This is a genomic window from Cellulophaga sp. (assembly GCF_039943695.1).
Classification (GTDB): Bacteria; Bacteroidota; Bacteroidia; order Flavobacteriales; family Flavobacteriaceae; genus Cellulophaga.
On record NZ_JBDVAA010000109.1, the window covers coordinates 41,578 to 60,569 of the forward strand.

At 31.5% G+C, this 18,992-nt stretch carries 16 protein-coding genes and 1 tRNA gene; 7 read left to right on the top strand and 10 right to left on the bottom strand.

Features of this window, described 5'->3' with window-relative positions:
* Window positions 1-29: 29 nt before the first annotated feature.
* From ABJD66_RS07455 to ABJD66_RS07475, 5 genes are all read right to left on the bottom strand, one after another.
* Window positions 30-1,511, bottom strand: coding sequence for a SusD/RagB family nutrient-binding outer membrane lipoprotein (locus tag ABJD66_RS07455; protein WP_348129952.1), 1,482 nt, complete (start codon window positions 1,509-1,511; stop codon window positions 30-32).
* A 13-nt stretch (window positions 1,512-1,524) separates the two neighbouring features.
* Window positions 1,525-4,668 carry a SusC/RagA family TonB-linked outer membrane protein gene (locus tag ABJD66_RS07460; protein WP_348129955.1) on the bottom strand — a complete coding sequence of 1,048 codons (3,144 nt, stop codon included), beginning with the start codon at window positions 4,666-4,668 and terminating at the stop codon, window positions 1,525-1,527.
* A 263-nt stretch (window positions 4,669-4,931) separates the two neighbouring features.
* Entirely contained in the window at window positions 4,932-6,107 is a 1,176-nt protein-coding gene (locus ABJD66_RS07465; RefSeq protein WP_348129958.1) for a dicarboxylate/amino acid:cation symporter, read from the bottom strand.
* A gap of 103 nt (window positions 6,108-6,210) precedes the next feature.
* A complete protein-coding gene (locus tag ABJD66_RS07470) occupies window positions 6,211-7,290 on the bottom strand; it encodes a metallophosphoesterase (RefSeq protein ID WP_348129961.1) in 1,080 nt (359 codons plus the stop codon).
* 77 nt (window positions 7,291-7,367) lie between these two features.
* Window positions 7,368-8,117, bottom strand: coding sequence for a hypothetical protein (locus tag ABJD66_RS07475; RefSeq protein WP_348129964.1), 750 nt, complete (start codon window positions 8,115-8,117; stop codon window positions 7,368-7,370).
* 387 nt (window positions 8,118-8,504) lie between these two features.
* Here ABJD66_RS07475 and ABJD66_RS07480 point away from each other — a divergent pair, with 387 nt between their 5' ends.
* The 3 genes from ABJD66_RS07480 (at window position 8,505) to ABJD66_RS07490 (ending at window position 11,374) form a co-directional block, all read left to right on the top strand.
* Complete coding sequence (locus ABJD66_RS07480) at window positions 8,505-8,681, top strand: hypothetical protein (protein WP_157811082.1); 177 nt, start codon at window positions 8,505-8,507, stop codon at window positions 8,679-8,681.
* A gap of 69 nt (window positions 8,682-8,750) precedes the next feature.
* Window positions 8,751-10,694, top strand: a complete 1,944-nt coding sequence (locus ABJD66_RS07485) for a hypothetical protein (RefSeq protein WP_348129967.1) — start codon at window positions 8,751-8,753, stop codon at window positions 10,692-10,694.
* A gap of 14 nt (window positions 10,695-10,708) precedes the next feature.
* Window positions 10,709-11,374: a DNA-binding response regulator gene (locus ABJD66_RS07490; RefSeq protein WP_348129970.1), complete on the top strand. Its 666-nt coding sequence runs from the start codon at window positions 10,709-10,711 to the stop codon at window positions 11,372-11,374.
* A 17-nt stretch (window positions 11,375-11,391) separates the two neighbouring features.
* Here ABJD66_RS07490 and ABJD66_RS07495 read toward each other — a convergent pair whose 3' ends face one another.
* Window positions 11,392-12,207, bottom strand: a complete 816-nt coding sequence (locus ABJD66_RS07495; protein ID WP_348129973.1) for an endonuclease/exonuclease/phosphatase family protein — start codon at window positions 12,205-12,207, stop codon at window positions 11,392-11,394.
* 333 nt (window positions 12,208-12,540) lie between these two features.
* Between ABJD66_RS07495 and ABJD66_RS07500 the strand changes: the two genes are divergently transcribed.
* Window positions 12,541-12,876 (top strand): YegP family protein, encoded by a 336-nt coding sequence (locus ABJD66_RS07500; RefSeq protein WP_303542253.1) that lies wholly within the window; start codon window positions 12,541-12,543, stop codon window positions 12,874-12,876.
* Between the two features lie 79 nt (window positions 12,877-12,955).
* Here the strand turns inward: ABJD66_RS07500 and ABJD66_RS07505 are convergent, their stop codons facing one another.
* Window positions 12,956-14,335 (bottom strand): RtcB family protein, encoded by a 1,380-nt coding sequence (locus tag ABJD66_RS07505; protein WP_348129977.1) that lies wholly within the window; start codon window positions 14,333-14,335, stop codon window positions 12,956-12,958.
* A 160-nt stretch (window positions 14,336-14,495) separates the two neighbouring features.
* Here ABJD66_RS07505 and ABJD66_RS07510 point away from each other — a divergent pair, with 160 nt between their 5' ends.
* Window positions 14,496-15,509 (top strand): WYL domain-containing protein, encoded by a 1,014-nt coding sequence (locus ABJD66_RS07510; RefSeq protein WP_348129980.1) that lies wholly within the window; start codon window positions 14,496-14,498, stop codon window positions 15,507-15,509.
* Window positions 15,510-15,577: 68 nt separating this feature from the next.
* Here ABJD66_RS07510 and ABJD66_RS07515 read toward each other — a convergent pair.
* Window positions 15,578-15,651: transfer RNA gene (locus ABJD66_RS07515), tRNA-Ile, on the bottom strand.
* A gap of 73 nt (window positions 15,652-15,724) precedes the next feature.
* Entirely contained in the window at window positions 15,725-16,138 is a 414-nt protein-coding gene (gene mce / locus ABJD66_RS07520; RefSeq protein WP_100894434.1) for a methylmalonyl-CoA epimerase, read from the bottom strand.
* Window positions 16,139-16,253: 115 nt separating this feature from the next.
* Between mce and rbfA the strand changes: the two genes are divergently transcribed.
* A complete protein-coding gene (rbfA, locus tag ABJD66_RS07525) occupies window positions 16,254-16,646 on the top strand; it encodes a 30S ribosome-binding factor RbfA (protein WP_100894433.1) in 393 nt (130 codons plus the stop codon).
* A gap of 2 nt (window positions 16,647-16,648) precedes the next feature.
* Window positions 16,649-17,857 (top strand): FtsX-like permease family protein, encoded by a 1,209-nt coding sequence (locus ABJD66_RS07530; protein WP_303542261.1) that lies wholly within the window; start codon window positions 16,649-16,651, stop codon window positions 17,855-17,857.
* Between the two features lie 101 nt (window positions 17,858-17,958).
* Here ABJD66_RS07530 and dusB read toward each other — a convergent pair whose 3' ends face one another.
* Entirely contained in the window at window positions 17,959-18,951 is a 993-nt protein-coding gene (gene dusB / locus ABJD66_RS07535; protein ID WP_100894431.1) for a tRNA dihydrouridine synthase DusB, read from the bottom strand.
* Window positions 18,952-18,992 lie beyond the last annotated feature (41 nt).

Sequence of the window (18,992 nt, forward strand, 5' to 3'; positions counted from 1 at the left end):
TTAATTACTGTAGTTATCTTATAATTGCCTTATTTTAACCACCACGTTGTTTCTCTAATTTTATCATTACCAGCACCAAACTGTGACTCTATTGCTTTTGCGACATTATCTGAATTGTTGTTGTATTCTGACAAAGGGTAAATCCATCTTGTTGGTGGCGTTACCCCAGGAGCTTGAACAAATGTAGGATAACCTGTCCTCAAATGATCAAAATACATACGCCACCCTGATTGAAGAAAAGAAGTAAAATATTTTTGCGTTAAAATAAAATCCAACTTCTCTGCTAAGCTGGCACTAGTGTTAAAAGCAACCAAAGAGCCTGCTATATATGTCTCTGCATCTGTAGATTCTACGTAGGACTCATAACCATTGGCATAAGTATTGTAAAAACTAAATGACGCCTTGATTCCATTTTCATAATGCATTTTGGCATCTGTAGAAATCCAACCACGAACTGCTGCTTCTGCTAAAATAAATTCTACTTCAGAATAACTTAATAAATTGTGTGGCTCTGTTGTTGGGTCTGTTGTATATCTTAAATTTACTTTAGAAACATCACCAGCAGCAGCTTTATCATTAACCTCTGCATACGGAGCTAGAGGATCTCCTCCTTCATAAGCACTAAAATCATCTAAACCTAAGCCAGCTTCTTTAGCATTTTTTGTTCTTCCACAAAAAATAAATAACCTAGGATCTTCTCTATCTTGTAACCTTTTAATAAATGTAGAGGACATATACATACCAGATCCATATCCACTAGAATTAAACTCTGTATACCTACTGCCTTCTTGATCTAAAAATACAAGCTGGCCATTATCTTCTATAGACTGCATAATAGATTCGTTATCGTAAATGGACGAAAAAGTACTTTTTACATTTAAATCTGAATCTCCCTCTTTGTTAGATAACGTTAAAAGCACTTTTAACCTAAACGAATTTATAAGTTTTTGCCACTGAGACGTATCTCCATTATAAATAATATCTCCTGCTACAATAGCATTATTCTCTTTTAAAAGTGTGTTTGCTTCTTTAAGTTCTTTTAAAATACCAATAAAAACTTCTTTTTGAGAGTCATATTTAGGACTAAAACTATCATTTGTCTCTCCTTGTAAAGCTTCACTATATGGTATATCGCCAAAGGTTAAAGTTAGATTATAAAAATAATAAGCTCTAAAAAATTTACCAATAGCTACGTATTCATTACTTTCTATTCTTTTACCTTCTTGTATCATTTTGGTAACCTCACCTAACATATTGTAATTGCCAAAACTGGCTCTATCCCAATTGTAATATTGATTGTTATTTTCACCATCTGTTTGTACCAACATACGAGATGCATATAAAGAAGATGTGCCATTAACACTAAAAGCACTACTCGCTATGTTTGTTAATAATAACTGCGGATGAGTTTGATTGACATTATTTGGATTGTCATTTATGTCTGATAAATCTTGACAAGCAGAAACCACTATCAAAATAAGTACACCGAATAAAATTTTTATATTTTTCATTTTTGTTTCTTTTCTAAAATTTAACGTTAACACCAAGCCCTAAATATCTTGTAGAGGGATCTTGTAAATTATTATCATTACCAAAATCAGGGTCTATAATATCTGCCTTTTTCCATACAAATAAATTGTAACCACTAAGTGTTACATCTAGGTTTTTAATACTTTCTATATTTACTAACTCTGTAAAATTGTACTTAAAAGAAAGTGTACGTAGTTTAAAGAAGCTACGATCAAAAATATTGGCAAACTTTTTATTCTCTTTATAAGATACAGCTGCTCTATATGGATAATTTTGCGACCAAGTCTGCCAGCTAACTGCCGTTGTATTTTTTTGATATTCTCTTGTATCAGAAATTACAGTACCATCTGTATCTGTAACCAACTCTCCGCTTGTTACATTTACTCCTTTTGGCACATAAACAGGTTGCCCTGCTGCATATTCTGCATCTCTAAATTCGGTTGAATTTGGATGTTTACCACCCCACCACATTTTCTCTACTGTTAAAGACCTCATTAATCCTCCCCAAACACCATCTATACCAACATTTACAGATAAATTTTTAAACTTAAAAGAGTTTTGCAATCCTAATGTCCAGCTAGGATCTGAATGCCCTAAGTTTCTCTGGAAATTATCTTTAATAGGTAAGCCGTTTGATCCTAATATTAAGTCACCATCTGCAGATTTTTGCCAAACCGTAGCATAATAACTATCTGCTCTTTCGTTTAATTTTAAATTATTATACCTATCATTATCACCATAAATTTCAGTGATTTTTTTTACTTTTTTACTCCAGTTTGTACCAATATCCCATCTAAAGTTATCTGTACGTATAGGTGTTGCGTTTAAAACCACTTCTAAACCATTAGTTGTATACTCATTACCGTTTACTTTTCTGTTTTCAAATCCAGAAGTATTAGATATTGGTAAATCTATAATCTGGTTTGTATCTACTACATTGTAATAAGTTACATCTAAACTAAGTTTGTTTTTTAAGAACGCGGTAGACATACCTAACTCAAAAGATGTAGAGCTTTCTGGTTTAATATCTGCATTAACCAACCCATTAGGATATTGTAATTTTACATTACCACCAAAAACACCATTATTAGAGTAATATGCTTCTGTGTTATACGGACTCAAATCGTTAGATACTTTTGCCCAAGATCCAAAAAACTTAACATAATCTATAGCTTTTGGCATTGTTATGTAGTTAGACACAATGGTACTTAATGAGGCCGAAGGGTAGAAATAAGACCTATTCTCTTTTGGTAAAGTAGAAGACCAGTCGTTCCTTGCAGCAACGGTTAAAAACACTGCATTATATAAGTCTAAACCTAGGGTACCATATACGCTGTTTATAGCTTTTTCTTCTAAATACGTACTGGCGTTTAAGTTTCCTTTTGTATTATTTAAACTGTACACAAAAGGAACTACTAGACCATCTGTAGAGTTATATTCTTGTTGATATTTTCTGTAAAAAGTAGACGCACCAGCATTTATATCAAAAGAAATATTATCATCAATAGCTTTGTTGTATGATGCTAAAATATCATAATCTACTGTTAACCTTTCATTATTCCAAGTTTTATAATCACCCTCTCTTGCATCACCATAATTTAAGTATGTTTTAGGACTTTCTCTATCTTCAAAAACATCTTTCAAAACTGCAGATCCTCTGGCTTGTAATTTAAAGTCATCCGTTATCTTATAATTTAATTTTAACTGCGCATTAATAAGGTTAGCATCATACTTTTGGTTGAGCTCATTAGCAGCAAAGTACACATTGTTATACCAAGCATAGTTCCAGTTTGCTTGTCTGTAACCTTCTTGACCTGGTACGTATAAATGATTTTTTAAATCTTGGCCATCTACATCATCTCCCATCCAAATAAGAATAGTGTACATATGGTTTTTAGGTCCGTAACCATGGCGTGGATAATTAGGAGAGTAAACTTTGTTATATGATAGTTTACTATCTAAAGTAAGTGAGTTGGTTAGGTTAGTTCTGCTTTTAAAACTTAAACCACCAGTTTTTAACTCGGAATTTGGCACCCTATCTTTTTGCGATGAGTAATTACCAGACAACCTAAAAGAACCTTTATCTGACTTGCTAGCTATAGAAAAATCTGTTGATGAAATAACTCCTGTCTCCATAAAGTCTTTTAAGTTATTATGGTATTCCCAAGGAGTTGGAACTCTAGAATAACGAGATTTATCATCATATTGTGTACCTGCAACATCTCCCCACCAAGGTGTAGTTTCACCAGTAACATTATCATAAATTGGACTGTTCCATTGTGATACAACTACACCTGGCTCAAATTTTGGCCCCCAGATCATATCTCCATCAGAAATACCGCCATCTTTACCATCCCAAAACTCATATTTACCATTAGAACCATTACCGTACTCTGTTTGTGTTTCTGGAAAAACTGTGAAACCTGCAGATACCATTGTATTATGACTTACAGAAACCTCTAGACCTTCTACTTTAGCATTTTTTGTTGTAATTAAAATAGCTCCATTTCTACCTCTAGAACCATATAAAGCAGATGCTGTAGTACCTTTAAGTACATTTATATCTGCTATGTTGTTAGCAGACACGTCAAAGAAATCTGTTTCTACAGCTATACCATCTATTACAATTAAAGGTGTTTTACCTCGTAAAGAAAAAGATGGACTTTGTAAAAGACCTGTTGGGTTACTAACAGAAAGGCCTGCTACCTGACCTGTAAATAAATTACCAACATTAGGAGCGTTTATTTCATCTATAATCTCTGTTTCTATCTTCTGTGTTGCATACCCAATCTTTTTTTCAGATTTTGTAATTCCCAATGCGGTAACAACAATTTCATTTAACTTTTCTAAATCTGGAAAAAGCTGAATTGTTACAAAAGCTTCATTAGTAATAGTAACTTCTTTTGTTACATAGCCTATGTATGACACTAAAATTACTGTGTTCTCTTGCAGGGAGTTAATCTCAAAACGACCATCAAAATCAGTAGCTACACCTGTTTTGGTTCCTTTTATAATAACTGATGCCCCACCCAATGGAACATTACTCTCGTCTAAGACTTTTCCTTTAAGCGAACCTTGGGAATAGCCTACTAAAATTGCCAATAAAGCAATAATTAGAGTTAGTTGGTTTTTTTTCATTTTCTTTAATATTTGGAAACTTTTATTAGTTGTTCTTTCGCAAATATCAAATCTCATTGTTAGGTAATGTATCTGTACAGATTAAGTAATTAAAAGGTTTTTGTTAAAAACATTAACAAATAGTAAAATCCTAATAACTTGTGTGTTACCATATGTTTTATACTATATATATTGAAAAATTATTCTTGTTAATTAAAAAACAAGAAACAGAAAAAGCCTTACTCTACAGCAAGGCTCTTTTCATATAATTTAAAAAGTTAAGGTTAAACTACAACCTCATCTTTATTTACTATCTTATTTACAATAAGTGCAATTGCACCATCGCCTGTTATATTAGCAGCAGTACCAAAACTATCCATTGCAATGTAAAGTGCTATCATTAACGCTTGCGCTTCTGCATTAAAACCTAACATTGTTTGCAAAATACCAACAGCTGCCATAATTGCACCACCAGGAACTCCTGGAGCAGCAACCATTGCTATACCCAACATCATTACAAAACCTGCAAACATTGTAAAGTTAAAATCTAAACCTTGCATAAGCATAAGCGCTACTGCACAGGCAACAATTTTCATTGTACTACCAGCCAAATGTATGGTTGCACAAAGCGGAACCACAAAATTAGCAACCTTAGGAGAAACACCATTTTTTTGTACTTGTTGTAATGTAACTGGTATGGTAGCTGCAGAAGACTGTGTACCCAAAGCTGTTAAGTATGCAGGTGCCATATTAAGCAATGCTTTTATTGGATTTTGTTTGGTTATTGCTCCAGCAATGATAAACTGTACTAACATTAGTAAAAAGTGCATTACAAAAATAATTCCTATAATTTTTAGGAACACACTTAATACAGACTCTACTTGACCATTATAAGCAATGGCAGAAAAAATACCTAAGATGTATAAAGGAAGTAGAGGAATTATTACCTTCTCTATAACCATCATTATTATTTTCTGAAAATCGTTAGCTACTTTTTTTAAACTACTTTCTCCTTGTGATGCTAAACCTAAACCTATAACAAATGCCAATACTAAGGCAGACATTACATCTAACACAGGTGGAATTGTTATAGAGAAAAACGGACTTAATTTTTCTACGCCATCACCAACATTTTCTACGGTTTGTGCTTCTATAAACGAAGGGAAAAAACCAGATGCTACAAAGTAAGTTGAAAATCCAGAGAACAAAGTAGAACCATAAGCTATAGCAGCTGTAATAAGTAATAGTTTACCAGCTCCTTTGCCTAAATCTGCAATAGCAGGCATTATTAAACCTAAAATTATTAAAGGAATAGCAAAACCTAAAAACTGACTAAAAACAGCTTTAAAAGTATTAAATAACCTATTTATAGATTCTGGTAAATACAAACCTATAAGTATACCTAAAATGATTGCGATAAACACTTTAAATAGCAGGTTTGATGTAATTTTTTTAAGCATAGTTTAATTTTATGTTTATAAAAACACAAATATAGCCTAAGTACGCTAGTGACTAATTTATAATGACAGTTAGTTATTAACTAGTTAGGTTTATAAACTATTCTTAATCTAAAGTAAAAGTAAAGTCGTTGTAACTTTCTGTACTCCAAGCCAAGTGTTTTGTTACTGGTGATGCTGCAAAAAACGGAGAAAATGTATGTACTTTAATTGTTTTATTGTCTGGTAAAAATTCTAAAATTCGTAACCAACCATCACCACCATTACCTTGCCAACCGCCACCCATAGCTTGGGCGTTAAATGCCATTTGATTTACCTTTTTTCTTCCTTTGTTTTTATCTTCTTTAAAACCTACATGTGCTTTAAAATCATCTGCACCACCAATGTGGCCAGAAAAAACAAGTTGTATATTTTTAGATGGTTCTACCAATTTTTGCCACACAGCTTCTCCGTAATTACCATCTTTTATTGGGTAATTTTCTTTTTTTATTCGCTCGTTTTTAGAGTTTAAATACGAGTGCGTAAGTAATGCTACAGTATGGTTTTTATATTTCTCTTCATCAACAACATTTTTTGCCCATTGCACAATAGTATCTCTTGGTGCAAACTCTAAGGTCATAAACAAAAATTTGCGTCCGTTTGGTGCTGTAAAATCAAAAGCTGAGTTTTCTAAACTTGGGTGTCCACCTGCATTTTTAGCAGCTGCACTAAGTAATTTATAATTAGCTTGGTTTTTATGTGCCGGAAAATAAGTATTGTAATTAGAACCTCTGTGCTCTACTCCTTTATAACCATAATCGTGATTACCCGCAGCTAAAACATAAGGAACTTGCCCATCTAACCTACCAAACATTCTAGACACAGCCAACCATTGTTGTCTGCTTGTTTGGTTTCCGTTTTTACCGTCTGGAACAATCATATCATTTTGTTCTACTAAATCTCCGGTACACAGCACCATTTTTATGTTTAGTGAATCTATGTTTTCACTAATCCAAGCTGTCATTAAATCTAATGTTCCTTGGTTGCGTTGGTACTTTACATAGTTTTGTGTGTCTGGCACTAAAATTAGTGTCCAAGAATTAGGATTGGATAACTTTGGAGCTTCATACTTTTTTTGAGCTAATACAGCTTGCTGTACTGCTATTATTAAAAATACGACTGCTGTATACTGATAAACCTTTTTCATACCAACGTAATTATTATTAACCTTAAAAGGGTTAATTGTTTTCTTTGTTTAGTCATCAAAATAAATCAAAAAATAATTTACTCGCTAATAAAAGAGTTTTTATTATTTGTATGTACAGGCACATATTTATTAATAATGTACGGCGTAATAGCCCTTAATGTTTTACCGGTAACTGGATGCAGTCCTGGACTAGAAAAATACTCTATTTCATCATTATTTTTAATATACCAAACTAGTGGTTTATTTGTTACTTTGTCAAAAAAATCTGTAGTGATTGTTACGTTTAGTTTTTTAAAATTCTTCAATTTATTAGCATCAAAAGGCATTATATCAGCTTCATACTCTGGTTGTAGACTAGTGTTGCAATCTACTTGTTGATATTCCATTTTTACCCAAACCATACATTTAGCAATTTTTGCACCTGTAATTTGACTAAAAAAATAACCTATAGCAACAACTATAAAAATTATGCTTGCTATTTTTATTAATAAGTTTTTTTTATTGTTTTTAGTAACATTAATTGGCTTAGAGCCATTTATAACATCTTCTTTTTTTTGAATATTTCTATTCTTAGATTTTACATATTCTTGGTAATTGTTAAACCCTAAATACTCGCATAGTAAGTTAACACTAGCATCTCCTATCTTTTTATATTTAGATTCCTTATTGCTCACATATTTATCATAAGCCCGTTCTAACGTTTTTGAGCTTAAAGTTGTTTTATCTGCAATATGCATAGCCAATGCATACCTAGAATGCGATGGAATTTCACTTTCCGCTTTTTTAAATGATTCACAAACAATTTCTCTTAAATAACAACGCTCCATTACTTCAAAAATACAAATTATCAATTAGACAAAGTACAGACACAACCCTCTACAAACGCTGTAAACATTGGTGTCTGCTAATTGTCTTACATAAGTCTGTTTTGTGTCTATAACAAAACTTTCTTAATCAATTTACTTTGCCCCAAGATTGGTTTACAGCTGTGTGTTGCTAACATAGCTATTCTAGAAAAATCTTTCTTACGGAAATCTGTAATGCGGTTGGTGATTAGCCGGACGAGAAGTAGTTAAAAACTGCTGCATTACAATTTCTACTTCTCAAAAAACAGGAGTAATCCTACCATTTTAAAGGGTTGTTGCAACCTATAAAAAACTTTCGAACGGAAGATCGGACAGCAACGCCTATGTCTAAAAATTTTAAAAAAAATTATGAAAAAAGTATTTATAGCCTTAATGGCACTAGTTCTTAACATGTCTATGTTTTCTTGCTCTGTAGATTCTGCTGATGCTAACGATGCGTTGTATGAAACACAGGCAACAGAAGGTGATGAAGGAGAAGATATTCCTTTACCAGAACCACCTCCAATACCTAATACTGGTAACTAAAAAAAAATTGAGCTACACCTTTTGGTGTGGCTCTCTTTTTTTGAATACATTTATACAAAAAATTATATTTTGGGTAAGTTTTTTGCACTTATAGTAGTTCTCCTATTTTTTTCCTGTACTTCTAAACAAAACGCTACTACACTAAGTACAGCATCTAAATTAGATAGTGTTTCATTTTACCTTAATGAGGTTGCCAACACAAAACTTAAACCTTCTAAAAAAATAGAGATTGTTAACAAAGCCTATAAGCTGGTAAAGTTTACAGATGATGAATTATACAATACTGTTTTAACTCAAAAAACACATACTCACCTTCTTCTACAACAATATGATAGTTTGTTGTTTTACAGTAAACTGTTTATAAATCATTCTAAGTACACAAAAAACAAAACAAATCTAGGGTTTATATATTATTTAAAGGCATACTATTTTCACACTATAGCTAATAATATAGATAGTGCTTTTGTAAACTACAATTTATCTAAAAACCAGTATAAAGCTGTTAATGATAGTAGTTGGATAGCTAAAAACTTAATTAGCATTAGTAATATTCAAAAAAATAAAAGCGATTTTTTTGGGAGTAAAGAAACCATTACAGAAGCATTGCATTATTTAAACCCAAATAAAGACAGTATAACCGCTGCCCATGCCTATAATACATTGGCTAGTGACCACAGAAAATTATTAAATTTTGATGATGCAGAACTGTACTATAAAAAGGCTATTAATTTAACTACAAGCTATAAAAGTATACTTATTTATAAAAATAATTTAGCTGCTTCTTACATAGACAGTAAAAAATATTCTAAAGCAATTACTTTATTAACTGAGGTATATGAAAATGATTTAACCCAAAATGATAAAAAACAAGCAGCAAGGGTACTAGATAATTTAGCCTATACTAAATGGTTAAACGGCAGTACACATAATATAGAGACAGACTTGCTAAACGCTTTACTACAAAGAACCAAGCATAAAGATTTAAAGGGTAAAATTGCTAGTTATACACATTTGGGTGAGTTTTATACGAGTACAAACCCTAAAAAAGCTTCTTCATATTTAGATTCGGTTATTACCTTATCTAAGGTGGTAAAAAACCCTAAAGCTGAAAAAGACGCATTAAATTTTTTAATTAAAATACACCCTAAAAATATAAATTATAGAGATCGGTATTTATTTATACAGGATAGTCTTTATAAAAATGATTTAAAAGTAAAAACTCAGTTTGCTAAGTATAAATATGATGATGCCTTAAAAGAAGAATCTATTTTACAACTTGAAAAAGAAAAAGCTCAAAAAGAACTAGAACTAACCCAACAACGTGCACAAAAACAAGGATATAGTATTGGTATTGCTATTCTTTTATTAAGTTTATGCTTTCTGTTTTACTTTTATATGCAGCGTAATAAAAGACTAAAACAACAAAACAAATTAGACAAATTACAGGCTACTTTAGAAACCGAAGCACAACTGTCTAGAAAACTACATGACGATTTTGGAGCAAAAATAAATCACGCAATGGTATTGTTACAAAACAATACAGAAACAACAAAGGTTTTAGATTCTTTAGAAGATTTATACAAGCAAAGCAGAGATTTTTCTAGAGAAATAAATGATGTAGATACAGGTGAAAATTATAAAGACCATTTATATGGTATGTTACAACAAAACAATAATCAAGATATAAAACTAGTAATTACTGGTGGTAAAAATATAGACTGGACTATTGTAAATAAAATAAACAAAACTGTACTTTATAAGGTACTTAGAGAACTTGTAATAAATACAAATAAGCATAGTAAAGCTACTGCTATTAACATTAGTTTTAAGCAAAACTCTAAAAAATTAGAAATTATATGTTCTGATAATGGCATTGGAGCAACAAAAAAAGCACTAAATACAAAAAATGGACTCCTGAATACGGAAAAGCGTATTAAAGCCATAAACGGAACAATTATATTTGAAACCAAGAAAAACGAGGGTTTTAAATCCGTAATTGAAATTCCTAATTAAAAAATAGCTGTTTTATGTTTACTAAAGTGTTAATAGCCGAAGATTTTCAGGACACCAACAATGGTATTGTAGCTGCCATAACAAATAAGCTCTTTATTACAGATATTAAAGAAGAGTTGTACTGCGACAAAGCTTACAACCGTGCCGTAGTTGCATATAAAAACAACGTTCCTTTTCAGCTCTTGGTAACAGATTTACAATTTAAAGAAGGTTACACAGACCGCAAACTTACCTCTGGCATAGAGCTTATAAATGCTATAAAAAGAGTACAGCCAAATATTAAGGTTATTGTAAATTCTATGGAAGATAACCCAACAAAAATAAAAGCTCTTTTTGAAGAGCAAAAAATAAATGGTTTTGTATGTAAAGGCAGAGAAAACCTAAACGAACTTATGACTGCTATACAAGATGTTTATAACGGTACCAACTACGTATCTCCACAAATAAATATGTCTTCTAACACTACTATTATAGAGTTAGATGATTTTGATATACTTATGTTAAAAGAACTAGCAGAAGGCTTAAGTAAAAAAGAAATTGTATTAAAGTTTAAACAAAACAATATTACTCCTAATAGCGAAAGTACAATAGACAAAAGAATTGGCAAGTTATTTGATGATTTTGAGGCTAAGAATACAACACACCTAATTGCTAAATTAACTAGAGACGGAATTATATAGTTTTTAAGCTATAGAACCTATTTAACAATAGAAAATTTCATATACACAGGAAGATGATCTGATAAATATCTTCCTGTTTCTAAGTTGGTACAATTTTTAATAAAATCTAAAACCTTGCTATCTACCTTATTTATTTTTTTAGAGTAGAAAATATTATCAATAGCATGGTTTACATACTGCCCTCTATAACACTTCTTTTTTAGTGTTGTTTTCTTATTTACTACTGCTGCTTTGTAGCCTTTATCTTTAAGGTTGGTAAACGCTGTGTTTTTATTATTTACATTAAAATCTCCTACAAACAATATTGGAGAAGTAAACCTATCTAATATATATTTTGATATTTCTTTTATTTCACTTTCGGGGTCTTTGTTATATGGTCTGGAGTGAAAATTAAGAACCGTAAACTTGTCTCCGTTTACATAAAAATCTAATAAAAAAGGTTCTCTCTCTACCTTCTCGTCTAATTCTTTTACCAAAAAACCTCTATTTTTTATTTTTATGTATTTAGTTTTCCAAATAAAGGCATATCGCTCTGTTACATATTTAGAGCTGTTGGTGGGGTTGCTAATTACATAGTCCCACTTACTACCTTTTCTGTTTAAAGCATCTGCTAGTTTGGCAACTGCCTGTGCACCGCCGTAACCAGATACAACTTCTTGTATTGCTAAAATATCTGTATCTCTAACAATATCTGCTATTTTATCTAATTCTTCACTGTTTTTTGTCTTACCAAAATCTCTAATATTCCAAGAAATTATTTTTACTTCTCTAGACTGAGAATATGTAGAAAAATGAAAAGATAGTATACACAGTAATAATAGTTTTTTTAGCATATTAATTAATATTTAAACGTAAAAGTAACTAAAAAAGAATGCTTGGTATTACTTAAACACGTAGTAAAAAGGTAGCAATACTTGTTTTTCTTTATAGCCAATAACCAATAATAACAAACATCATTACGGATATCCGTAAAACTATTTTTAGCAGTAAGTTTATTTTTGCAATGTTATTATTAATAGTTCTAATTATTAAAGTATTTGGTCTGCTTGCTAATGCGGTAATGGGGAAGTTATTCAAGTTAGTAGGTAAGACCTTTTCTTTATTAGTTTCTGTATTTTATTGTAAGTTAAATAATGTAAATTTGTATTTTTCTACTCACAAACACTATGTCCAAACCATTTTATGAAATTAAAAAAACCAATACTAATGAGTACTGTTTTAACTTAAAAAATAGTGAAGGGGAAATAGTATTATATGGCGAAACTTTTAAAAATATAGCCAAGTGCAAACAACAAATTATTTTTGTAAAACAACACGCCTACGACTATGATTACTACCATAGCAAAGTAACCCAAAATAACGAGTACTATTTTTATTTGTGTTTAAATGAAGATACGCTACTAGGAAAAAGTAAAAAATATAAAACTATAGAAGCTAAAGAAATGGCCATAGCAACAGTAATGTTATACGCAACAATAGCTACTATTAAGCATTTTAAGTGAGAAAAAGTAGATTATTGTTATTATGACAAACATTTTGCATAAAAAACCTCTCATAATTTCTAAATTAGAGAGGTCTTAACTATTTTCTTTTTTTCTTCCACGGGGCATTCTTTTTCCAGTTACCCGCCATTATACAACCATATGGTAAAACTTCATCTACAACTTTTCCTAAGTTAAAATCGTTCATCTGCCTACGTACACTAGCTGCATTTTTATATGCACTTGGTAATTCCGTTATATCAATTTCATTAGAATAAAAACGAACATCTAAATTTTTAGTCTCTTCAGTAAAAATATCTTCTAAAGTACCTAATTTACTTTTTCTATGCTGTGTTCTACTCATATTTCTGCCTGCTCCGTGAGGTGCAAATCCTAAATTTGTTGAGGTGGTTTCTCCTTCAACAATTAAAACCGGTTCCGCCATATTTAACGGTATTAATCTAGGACCTGTAATGTCTGGCATAAATTTTTTATCCAACGGAGTTGCTCCTTTTGCATGGTAAAACAAATCACCATCTTTAAAAACAAAATTATGCTCGTTCCAATACCTATCTTTCCTTTCTACACCAAGCTTTTCTAAAGTAGTGTTATGCAAACATTCATGATTCTTTTTAGTCCATTTTCTTATAATTTGTAAAGCTTTCCAATATTCTTGTCCTTCTTCTGTGTTATAAGGAATCCAAGCGTTTTGTTTTAATGTTTCTGGAGATAACTCTTTTCTAAAACGTTCTGCTACTTTCATACCTTTAGAGTACAGATTAGCACCAAAACCTCTACTACCGTGATGTGTAACCATCATAGTATTTCCTGTTTTTTTAGATGTACCAACAAATAAAAAATGATTACCATCTCCTTGAGTTCCTAAGTGCGATCTAGCAACAGATATACATTTTTGATTATTTAAAAAATAATTACCTTCTATTTCTTTCAGTAAATCTGAGGGTAACCTGAACTGAGAATCTCTAGACCTACCACCTGGTCCAAAATGTGTAATACTTTGTGCTATATCTAAAACATCTTTTGGACTAACTTTTCCAAAGTCAGTTAACATAACGGAACAACAAATGTCTGCACTATGCATACCTGGATGAATTGCATTATTTGCTACAGCTACTCCACCTACAGGAATAGTACCTGTTGGACCAGTTGGGCAAGCATCTGGCATTATAGCTCCTGATACAATGGTTGGTGTTCTCATTAACTCTACCATTGTATCTGTAACATTCTTTACATTTATCTCCTCTATCTCATTCTCTGCTCTTATATTAATATTAAATGGAACTTTATTGATATTCAACCCTATAGGCTTTGGAAATTTAAAATTGGCTAAATATGTTGTTAATTCATTTCCTTTTAAATCGTTTTCATTAATAAAATTTAGAGCTTCCTTAAACCATTTAGCTGGCGTATAACCCATTTTAATTAAATCTTCTCCTGTAATTCTGTTTTTGTTTTCCATATTAATTTTTCTTTTAACTCCGCCGACTCCTCGTTCGGCGGAGTACTACTTATAACCTTAGTTAAGGTCTTAATTATGATTCCGGTACAAATATTAAACCCAAGTACGCAATCATTTTGCGTAGTTAAAAAAAAGTTATACTTTTCTATAAAAATAAACTATGTCTGTTAACAAAAATGCTCTAATTAGGTATAAAACAATTGATAAATGCCTTCAAAATAGATACCGTAAATGGACTTTAGAAAGTTTAATTTCTTCTTGTTCTGATGCCCTTTATGAATACGAAGGGAGAGAAATTAATGTAAGCAAGCGTACCGTACAATTAGATATACAAATGATGAGGAGTGATAAACTTGGTTACAATGCTCCAATAGTAGTTTATGACAAAAAATTTTATAAATATGAAGATGAAAACTTTTCAATAACTAATATCCCTTTAAATAAAAATGACATAAATGTGTTATCTGAAACAGTTGAAATGCTAAAACAATTTAAAGATTTTTCGCTTTTTAGTGAACTTGGTGGAATTATACAAAGGTTAGAAGACAAAGTCTATTCTGAAAAAACTCAACAGTCTTCAATTATTCATTTAGACAAAAATGAAAAATTAAAAGGACTTGAGTTTTTAGATGTTCTATATCAAGCAATATTAAAAAAAATAGTAATAAAATTAACTTATCAATCCTTTAAAGCAGAGACTCCCTCTGTAATTAGCTTTCATCCTTATATTTTAAAAGAATTTAATAATAGGTGGTTTTTAGTGGGTAGAAGCTCTAAATATAAACAAATAGTAACTTTTGCTTTAGATAGAATTATTGATATAGATTATAATACATCTATAGAGTATATATTAGAAAATTTTAACGGTGATAAATATTATAAAGACGTAATTGGTGTTACCGTTACAAACAAAAGAGCAGAACGTATACAATTTTGGGTAGATAAAAAAAATGCTCCCTATGTAGAGACAAAACCCTTTCATAAATCTCAACGAATAATTGAAAAAAAAGATGATGGTGTTATTTTTAACATTTTTGTAAAAATAAACTTTGAACTAGAAAGAATAATTTTAGGTTTTGGTGACTCTATAGAAGTTATTAAGCCAAAAAACTTAAGAGATAGAATACATACAAAGTTGCAAAATGCTAATAAGCTCTATAAAAAGCGTAACTAAAAATTTTATTATAAACTAGTTAAAACCAAAAAAGCCTTTACATTTCTGTAAAGGCTTTTGTTTGCTTGTGGTCCCACATGGGCTCGAACCATGGACCCCCTGATTATGAGTCAGGTGCTCTAACCAGCTGAGCTATAGGACCCGCAAATTGCGGATGCAATATTACTATTTATTTTGTTACAATCCAAAAGAAGATTGTAGTTATATTAACTTTTTTATTTTAATGGTGCTGGTGCTTCTTGGCAAAGCTCTATTAATGTGCCATTTGTACCCTTTGGATGTAAAAAAGCAACTAGTTTATTATCTGCACCTTTTTTAGGTGTTTCATTTAAAACCACAAAACCTTCGGCTTTTAAACGTGCAATTTCTGCAACAATATCATCTACTGCAAATGCTATATGGTGTACACCTTCACCTTTTTTAGCTATAAATTTTGCAATAGGACTATCTTCTTTAGTTGCCTCTAACAGTTCAATTTTATTTGGGCCTTGCATAAAAAAAGAGGTTTTAACACCCTCAGACGCTACTTCTTCTTCTTTATAACTTGGTGTGCCCAACAATTTTTCAAACAGCAAATTAGACGCTTTTAAATCTTTAACTGCTATTCCTATATGTTCTATTTTTTGCATAATCTATCTTTAAAAATATAAAGGCTAAAATTACAACAATTAATCTTTTAGCTAATCCCCTAGGATACTAGGCTAAGGTATAGGACTCTAATAATATAAATTGTACTTTTGCCCAATGGAAACTCAAAGACAGAAAAAAATAGGAGGCGTAATACAAAAAGATATCGCAGATATCTTACAACGCGCGGTGATTGATGGTGGTTTGCGTGGTACACTTATATCTGTTTCTAAGGTGGTTGTTACTACAGATTTATCTATAGCTAAAGTATATATTAGTATTTTTCCGCATAAAAATGCAGATGAACTTTTAGAGGGTATACGATCTAACCAACCATTAATAAAACATGAACTTGCACAACGTACTAAAAACCAATTACGTCGTGTACCAGAATTGCTATTTTTTATAGACGATTCTTTAGAGTACATAGACGGTATAGAAAAATCTTTAAAGGGAGAGGATAACCCTATAGAAAATCCAGATTTACTAGAACGCAGAAAAAAATCTTAAGATTGAATTTTCCGCTATACATCGCTAAGCGATATGTACGTTCTAAAAGCAGTCAAAACGCTGTAAACATTATCAATTTTATTACATTTTTAGTAATTGTTATTGGTTCTGCAGCGCTTTTTATTGTATTATCTGGCTTTGCCGGATTAAAAACGTATAGCCTTAGCTTTAGTGAAAGTTTTGATCCTGACTTAAAAGCTTCTCCATTAACCGGAAAATTTATATCGGTTTTACCAGAACAAGAAACCAAATTACAGAATATAGACGGTGTACTTTCTTTTTCTAAAGAACTAGAAGAAAAGGTATACTTTTTACATAACGAGAAAAGCCATATTGGCTATATTAAAGGTGTAGATAGTAATTACAATAAAGTTACAAGCGTAGATAGCACCTTGTATTTTGGCGAGTGGTTACTAGATGGCCAAAGAGGTGTTGTAGGTATTGGTATTGCAAATTTACTAGGGCTAACGGTTAACAATTACAGAAGTCCACTACAAATATTGGTGCCAAAACCAAAAAAAGGTGCTGTTAACCAAGGCGGATTTAACAAAACACCCTACAACCAGCACAATGTTGTAGTTAGTGGTATGTATAACGTAGCAGAGGACCTAGATAAAAAATATCTTTTTACAAGTTTACCAGTTGTACAAAAACTACTAGAAAAAGATAGCTTACAGATTTCTGCTATAAATTTTAAGATTGATGGTTCTAAAGATATTGGCAGTATTAAAAAAGAAATTGCTGCTGTTTTTAATCAAAATGTAATTTTAAAAGACAGACAAGAACAAAATAGCACCTTACACCGTATGCTAAACACAGAAAACTTAGCTACATACCTAATTTTTACATTAGTGCTTATAATTGCCTTATTTAATGTTGTAGGTGCAATTATTATGATGATTTTAGATAAAAAAGAAAACTCTAAAACTTTATACTACCTTGGGTCTACCATTAAGGAGTTGCGCAAAATTTATTTTGTACAAGGCACACTTGTTACCAGTATTGGTGGTCTGGTTGGTGTTTTTATAGGATCATTACTTATATGGTCTCAACTTGCTTTTGGATGGCTTAAAATAAATGCTTTTTTAGCATACCCAGTAGAGTATAAACTACTAAACGTTGTTATTGTTTTAGCTACTATTATTGTACTAGGATTAATATCTGCTAAAATTGCAAGTAGTAGAATTAGTAAAAAATTAATTACACAATAAAACACTTATTTTAGGTCTGTACATAACAAAAAGCTACGCCTTATACTACTTTCTAAGTATTTAAAATAAAAATTAAAAGTGCTATTAGTTAATACTTTAGATTAAGAAAACTGATGATCACCAAACTTATCTAAAACCTCATCAAAAGTAGCAAAAACATCTACAGAGTCGTCACTAGTTACCATTTTCATACGGTACTGTTTAAAATCTGGTATTCCTTTAAAGTAGTTGGTATAATGCCTACGGGTTTCAAAAACACCTAGTTTTTCTCCTTTCCAATCTATAGACATTTGTAAATGTCTACGAGCAGCGTCTACGCGTTCTTGCATTGTTGGTGGTGCTTTGTGTTCTCCTGTTTTTATAAAGTGTTTAACCTCATTAAAAAACCACGGATAACCAATACTTGCTCTACCAATCATTGCACCATCTAAACCGTATTCATCTCTCATTTTTACAGCAGCTTCAGGAGAGTCTACATCACCATTGCCAAAAACAGGTATATGCATACGCTGGTTATTTTTAACCTGTGCTATAGGTTTCCAGTCTGCATTACCTTTATACATTTGTACTCTGGTTCTGCCGTGTATTGCTATTGCAGCACAGCCTACATCTTGTAAACGTTCTGCAACCTCAACAATTTTTATAGAGTCTGCATCCCAACCTAAGCGGGTTTTTACCGTAACAGGTAATTTGGTATGCTTTACCATTGCATCGGTAAGCTTTACCATTAAATCTATGTCTTTTAAAATACCTGCACCAGCACCTTTACTTACTACCTTTTTTACAGGGCAACCAAAGTTAATGTCTATAATATCTGGGTTAGATTTTTCTACAATCTCTACAGAGCGCAACATAGAATCTAAGTTTGCACCAAAAATTTGAATTCCCACAGGTCGTTCTTTCTCATAAATATCTAATTTCATGACGCTTTTTGCAGCGTCACGTATTAAACCTTCTGATGAAATAAACTCTGTATACACAACATCTGCTCCTTGTTCTTTACACAAAGCTCTAAATGGTGGGTCGCTTACATCTTCCATTGGTGCTAACAACAACGGAAATTCTGGTAACTGTATGTCTCCTATTTTTGGCATTTGGCAAATTTACAACATATCCGCTACCTAAAAAACAGAAA

What these genes read in the sequence shown, in the direction of transcription:
- ABJD66_RS07475 (WP_348129964.1), bottom strand. Translation starts at nt 8,117, where the DNA reads ATGGAGCGTTGTTATTTAAGAGAAATTGTTTGTGAATCATTTAAAAAA.
- dusB (WP_100894431.1), bottom strand. Translation starts at nt 18,951, where the DNA reads ATGCCAAAAATAGGAGACATACAGTTACCAGAATTTCCGTTGTTGTTA.
- ABJD66_RS07460 (WP_348129955.1), bottom strand. Translation starts at nt 4,668, where the DNA reads ATGAAAAAAAACCAACTAACTCTAATTATTGCTTTATTGGCAATTTTA.
- ABJD66_RS07470 (WP_348129961.1), bottom strand. Translation starts at nt 7,290, where the DNA reads ATGAAAAAGGTTTATCAGTATACAGCAGTCGTATTTTTAATAATAGCA.
- rbfA (WP_100894433.1), top strand. Translation starts at nt 16,254, where the DNA reads ATGGAAACTCAAAGACAGAAAAAAATAGGAGGCGTAATACAAAAAGAT.
- ABJD66_RS07500 (WP_303542253.1), top strand. Translation starts at nt 12,541, where the DNA reads ATGTCCAAACCATTTTATGAAATTAAAAAAACCAATACTAATGAGTAC.
- ABJD66_RS07455 (WP_348129952.1), bottom strand. Translation starts at nt 1,511, where the DNA reads ATGAAAAATATAAAAATTTTATTCGGTGTACTTATTTTGATAGTGGTT.
- mce (WP_100894434.1), bottom strand. Translation starts at nt 16,138, where the DNA reads ATGCAAAAAATAGAACATATAGGAATAGCAGTTAAAGATTTAAAAGCG.
- ABJD66_RS07480 (WP_157811082.1), top strand. Translation starts at nt 8,505, where the DNA reads ATGAAAAAAGTATTTATAGCCTTAATGGCACTAGTTCTTAACATGTCT.
- ABJD66_RS07505 (WP_348129977.1), bottom strand. Translation starts at nt 14,335, where the DNA reads ATGGAAAACAAAAACAGAATTACAGGAGAAGATTTAATTAAAATGGGT.
- ABJD66_RS07495 (WP_348129973.1), bottom strand. Translation starts at nt 12,207, where the DNA reads ATGCTAAAAAAACTATTATTACTGTGTATACTATCTTTTCATTTTTCT.
- ABJD66_RS07465 (WP_348129958.1), bottom strand. Translation starts at nt 6,107, where the DNA reads ATGCTTAAAAAAATTACATCAAACCTGCTATTTAAAGTGTTTATCGCA.
- ABJD66_RS07510 (WP_348129980.1), top strand. Translation starts at nt 14,496, where the DNA reads ATGTCTGTTAACAAAAATGCTCTAATTAGGTATAAAACAATTGATAAA.
- ABJD66_RS07490 (WP_348129970.1), top strand. Translation starts at nt 10,709, where the DNA reads ATGTTTACTAAAGTGTTAATAGCCGAAGATTTTCAGGACACCAACAAT.